Source organism: Mesorhizobium sp. M7A.F.Ca.ET.027.03.2.1 (assembly GCF_003999175.1).
In the GTDB taxonomy this organism is placed as follows: Bacteria; Pseudomonadota; Alphaproteobacteria; order Rhizobiales; family Rhizobiaceae; genus Mesorhizobium.
Genome location: NZ_RZOM01000422.1, coordinates 1 through 4,846, shown reverse-complemented (window position 1 = coordinate 4,846; position 4,846 = coordinate 1). Strand labels below are relative to the sequence as shown.

Annotated in this window: 5 protein-coding genes; 4 read left to right on the top strand and 1 reads right to left on the bottom strand. The window is 63.0% G+C overall.

What is annotated here, in order from left to right:
- The 3 genes from EN750_RS18630 to EN750_RS18620 all read left to right on the top strand — a co-directional run.
- A partial coding sequence (locus EN750_RS18630) for a M24 family metallopeptidase (protein ID WP_145967758.1) occupies positions 1–502 on the top strand: 502 nt, incomplete at its 5' end.
- Between the two features lie 43 nt (positions 503–545).
- A complete protein-coding gene (locus tag EN750_RS18625) occupies positions 546–1,133 on the top strand; it encodes a hypothetical protein (RefSeq protein ID WP_127321245.1) in 588 nt (195 codons plus the stop codon).
- A gap of 238 nt (positions 1,134–1,371) precedes the next feature.
- Complete coding sequence (locus EN750_RS18620) at positions 1,372–2,307, top strand: ribose-phosphate pyrophosphokinase (RefSeq protein WP_127397288.1); 936 nt, start codon at positions 1,372–1,374, stop codon at positions 2,305–2,307.
- Positions 2,308–2,444: 137 nt separating this feature from the next.
- On the opposite strand, the gene EN750_RS18615 is transcribed toward EN750_RS18620, so the two are convergent.
- Positions 2,445–3,347, bottom strand: a complete 903-nt coding sequence (locus EN750_RS18615) for a helix-turn-helix transcriptional regulator (RefSeq protein WP_127397287.1) — start codon at positions 3,345–3,347, stop codon at positions 2,445–2,447.
- A 173-nt stretch (positions 3,348–3,520) separates the two neighbouring features.
- Here EN750_RS18615 and EN750_RS18610 point away from each other — a divergent pair, with 173 nt between their 5' ends.
- The gene (locus EN750_RS18610; RefSeq protein WP_164873804.1) at positions 3,521–4,762 is read left to right on the top strand and encodes an MFS transporter; all 1,242 of its coding nucleotides are present in this window, start codon (positions 3,521–3,523) and stop codon (positions 4,760–4,762) included.
- The last annotated feature ends 84 nt before the right edge of the window (positions 4,763–4,846 follow it).

Below are 4,846 nucleotides of genomic sequence, written 5' to 3'. Positions count from 1 at the left end.
GCTGTGCCGCTACAAGGCCGGCCGCCGCAAGCTCACCAAAAATGACCAGCTGACGCTCGAATGGGCCGGCGTCTTCAACCACTACCACGCACCGATGATGCGCACGGTGCTGACCGGCAAGGTGTCGAAGCGCCATCAGGAATTGTTCGACGCCGCCCGCGCGGCACTCCTGGCTGTCGAAAAGGCGATGACGCCGGGCAACAGCTTCGGCGACGTCTTCGATGCGCATGCCCGCACCATGGAGGCACACGGCCTGACCAAGCACCGGCTGAACGCCTGCGGCTATTCGGTCGGCGCCCGCTTCACCCCGTCCTGGATGGACATGCCGATGTTCTACCAGGGCAATCCCGAACCGATCGCGCCCAACATGACGCTGTTCGCCCATATGATCATCATGGACTCCGATACCGAGACGGCGATGACGCTTGGCCGCACCTACCTGACCACCGAATCCCAGCCCAAGCCGCTGTCCCGCCATGATCTCGACTTGATCGTACAGTGAATCCACAATGGGAGGCGTTCTTCGCCAAGGAGTTAGAAGGCAAATGAGACGATCGCATGTGACGACCGTGTCATTGCTTGTGGCATTGGCTCTTGCCGCCTGCACCAACGCAAAGGACGTGCTCGAACCGTCGGCGATCACTCCGCCGGCGACGTCGACCCAGACGCTGCCCGCCACCAGCACGGCGGGCGCTCCCGCAACCACCGCCGCACCGGTCACATCAGCCCAAAGCGCTGCCATCCTGTCGAAGACCCGCCTGCAGATCGCGCCGATCGTCGGCGCTTCGGTGGAAGCCGCGACACCTCTGACGGCGGAGTTGCAGACCCGCGCCAGGCAGCGCGGTATCACGCTCGCCGGCAGCGCCGACCAGACCGTGACACATGTGCTGAAGGGCTATTTCTCGACGATGTCGGAAGGCGCCGACACCACCGTCATCTATGTCTGGGATGTCTATGACCCCGCCGGCAACCGGCTGCACCGCATCAATGGTCAGCAGAAGGCCCCGTCGGTCAATTCCGGCGCCAGCGCGGGCGGCGACAGCTGGAAGGGGGTCTCGCCGGCCACCATGCAGACGATCGCCGACCAGACCATCGACCAATTCGCGGCCTGGCTCGGCGGCAAGGCGGGCTAGAGGCATCGGGCCCAAAAAGTGGAGACGGTTTTGGGAAAATCCAATGCCCAACGAGAAGAAGGAGCAGCGCAAGTCCGCTGCTCCCTGTTGCAGCCCGGCGATGGCGCGGAGCTTTCTTGAGTTTAGCCGGCGGATTCCCGATCTCGGCGCTTGCAATACCGGCGCGGGCCGCTAAAAGCCCGGTTAAAGGGCGCAAGCGAGTCCGTCAGGTCTCATCATCCTCCACCAGGAACCGTGCATGAAACTCTTCGCGGGCAATTCCAACAGGGTGCTGGCCGAAGCGGTCGCCCGGTACCTCAACGTCCCGCTGGGCAAAGCCACGGTCAGGCGCTTCGCCGACCAGGAAATCTTCGTCGAAATCCAGGAAAACGTGCGCGGCGAGGATGTCTTCATCCTGCAATCGACCTCGTTCCCGACCAACGATCATTTGATGGAATTGCTCATCATGATCGATGCCTTCATGCGTTCCTCGGCCAAGCGCATCACGGCGGTCATCCCCTATTTCGGCTACGCCAGGCAGGACCGCCGCGCCTCCGGCCGCACGCCGATCTCGGCCAAGCTGGTCGCCAACATGATCACCCGCGCCGGTGTCGACCGCGTTCTGACACTTGACCTGCATGCCGGCCAGATCCAGGGCTTCTTCGATATTCCGACCGACAATCTGTTTTCCGTGCCGGTGATGGCCCGCGACGTGAAGGCCAAATACAAGCAACTCGGCAACGTCGTGGTTGTCTCGCCCGACATTGGCGGCGTGGTCCGCGCCCGTGCGCTGGCCAAGCGCTTCGATGCGCAATTGGCCATCGTCGACAAGCGCCGCGAACGGCCCGGCGAATCGGAAGTCATGAACATCATCGGCGCGGTCGCCGGCAAGGATTGCCTGCTGATCGACGACATCGTCGATTCCGGCGGCACGCTGTGCAACGCCGCCGATGCACTGCTGGCCAACGGCGCCACCAGTGTCACCGCCTATATCACCCACGGTGTGCTGTCGGGCGGTGCGGTTGCCCGCATCACCGGCTCGAAGCTGCAGGAACTGGTGATCACCGATTCCATCCAGCCCACCCAGGGCGTGCTCGACGCGCCCAACATCCGCGTCATCTCGATCGCCGACCTCATGGGCGAAGCCATTTCGCGCACCGCGACCGAGGAATCGGTGTCGAGCCTGTTCGACTAGAGCAATTCTAGCTAGAGCAATTCTAGGAAAAGTGTGAAGCGGTTTTCCCGGGAAAAGCGCGTAGCGCTTTCCCTAGAGAATTACGTCAAAACAAAGAGTTAGAGCAGCTCGCCGTTTCCATGAAACGGTAAAATGCTCTAGAACAGCACCTGCCGTTGCGGCGCAGGGCTTTCCAACCGAACCGGGCCGACCAGGCGACGAGCGACCTCGACGCTTTCTCGTGCGCCGCGCATATAGCCGCGCGGCGAGGTTCCCAGCATGCGCTTGAACATGGTGATGAAGGCCGGCACGCTGTCATAGCCGAGATCGAGCGCCACCCTGGTGATCGGCTCGCCGTCCGCCAGCCTGGGCAGCGCCGCGAACAGGCAGGCCTGCTGGCGCCATGTCGACAGCGACAGGCCGGTCTGGCGCTGGAAGGCGCGGGTGAAGGAGCGGCGGCTCATGCCGGCGGCATCCGCCCATTCATCGATCGTCGCATGCGGCGACGGTGCCGCGACGAAGCGCCGGCAGAGCGCCGACAGCCTTGGATCGGACGGGAATGGCAGGCCGAGCGGCCGTTCCGGCAAGGTCGGGATTTCGTGCAGCAAAAGGTTCATGATCAGCCCACCACGTCCTTCCAGAACGCCGCCTTGCGGCAGCTTTTCCGATTCCACGATCAGGCTGTGCATCAGGTCGGTGACGCCGACGACGCGCAAGCCTTCGGGCAGCCCGGGGATCGCCTGTGGCATGACATAGACCGAACGCATCGAGACATCGCCCAGCATCTCGACGGAATGCTCGGTGCCGGCTGGAATCCACATCGCGTGGTCGGGCGGCACCATCCAGCGCCCGTAGCGCGTCGTCACCAGCACCACGCCGACAAGCGCATGCAAGAGCTGGCTGCGGCTGTGGCGGTGTTGCGGCACACGGTAGCCATCGGGATATTCGGTCGGCAATGCCACCGCCGGCCCGGCCACTTGCTCAAGCCACTGCCAGCGGCTCTCGTGCAACTGCCCGAGATTGGCGTTGCCAGCGTGAAAGACTTCTTTGCCGTGCGGCATCCGATATGGCCCACTTGCGAAACTATTGGACCAAACCACGAAAGAAGTCATCCCGCAAGCAGCTTATAAGGCACCGGTCCCAAGCGCTCCACAGGAGCGTCCGACAAGGCGGCCGCAGGTGCGTCCGTCAACTGCCTGCGGGCCTGCCCGCCAAAAAGACCACGGAGCCTACCTTGACCGATACGACAGCCGCCAGCGTCGCCCCACCGGCGACCACCAGTCACGCTTCAGCCCAGGCGACGGCCTTCACCGTCATCCTGGCGGTGAGCTTCTGCCACTGCATCAACGACATCATGCAGTCGCTGCTGTCGGCCATTTACCCGCTCCTGAAAGAGAATTATGGCCTCGATTTCTGGCAGATCGGCTTGTTGACCTTCACCTTCCAGGTGACCGCGTCGCTGCTGCAGCCTGTGATCGGCATGATCACCGACAAGCGGCCGATGCCCTATTCGCTGCCCTACGGCATGGCGTCATCGCTGATCGGCCTGATTGTGCTCGCCTATGCCGGGCACTATTCGCTGCTCCTGATCGGCGCCTCGCTGATCGGCATCGGCTCGGCGATCTTCCATCCGGAATCCTCGCGCATCGCCCGCTTCGCCTCCGGCGGCCGCTTCGGCCTGGCGCAGTCGCTGTTCCAGGTTGGCGGCAATTTCGGACAGTCCATGGGGCCGCTGCTGGCAGCCTTCATCGTCGTGCCGTTCGGCCAGACCAGCATTTCCTGGTTCGCCATCGGCTCGCTGATCGGCATCATCGTTTTGTGGCAGGTCGGCGGCTGGTACAGCCGGCTGCGTGCCGCACAGGGCACCCGCAAGGCGGCGAGCTTCGTTTCGCCCTTCCCGCGCCGCAAGGTGATGAACGCATTGATCGTGCTGACCCTGCTGGTGCTGAGCAAGAATGCCTACATCGCCAGCCTCGCCAGCTACTACACCTTCTATTCCATGCATAAGTTCGGCGTTTCGGTGCAGATGAGCCAAGTCATGCTGTTCCTGTTCCTCGGAGCCTCGGCGCTGGGCATCCTGCTCGGCGGCCCATTCGGCGACCGCTACGGGCAGAAGGCGATGATCTGGTTCTCCATCGTCGGCGTGCTGCCCTTCACGCTCGCCTTGCCCTACGCCAATCTGGAATGGACGATGGTGCTGACGGTGCTGATCGGCCTGATCCTGTCCTCTGCCTTCTCGAACATCGTCGTCTTTGCGCAGGAACTCGTGCCGGGCCGCGTCGGCATGATCGCCGGCATCTTCTTCGGCTTCGCCTTCGGCATGGGCGGCATCGCGGCGGCCGTGCTCGGTATCGTCGCCGATATGAAGGGCATCGATTTCGTCTTCCAGATCTGCTCGTATTTGCCGTTTCTTGGATTGCTCACCGTGTTCCTGCCAAACATGAAGGAAGCGCGCAAAGCGCAGGCGGCCGCCTAGATCAGGCGGGTCTGCCGCTGTCACAAAAATGCACCCGCCTGATGACGGGTGCATTTTTGTGGGCCATGGCCTTAAGCCTTGAAG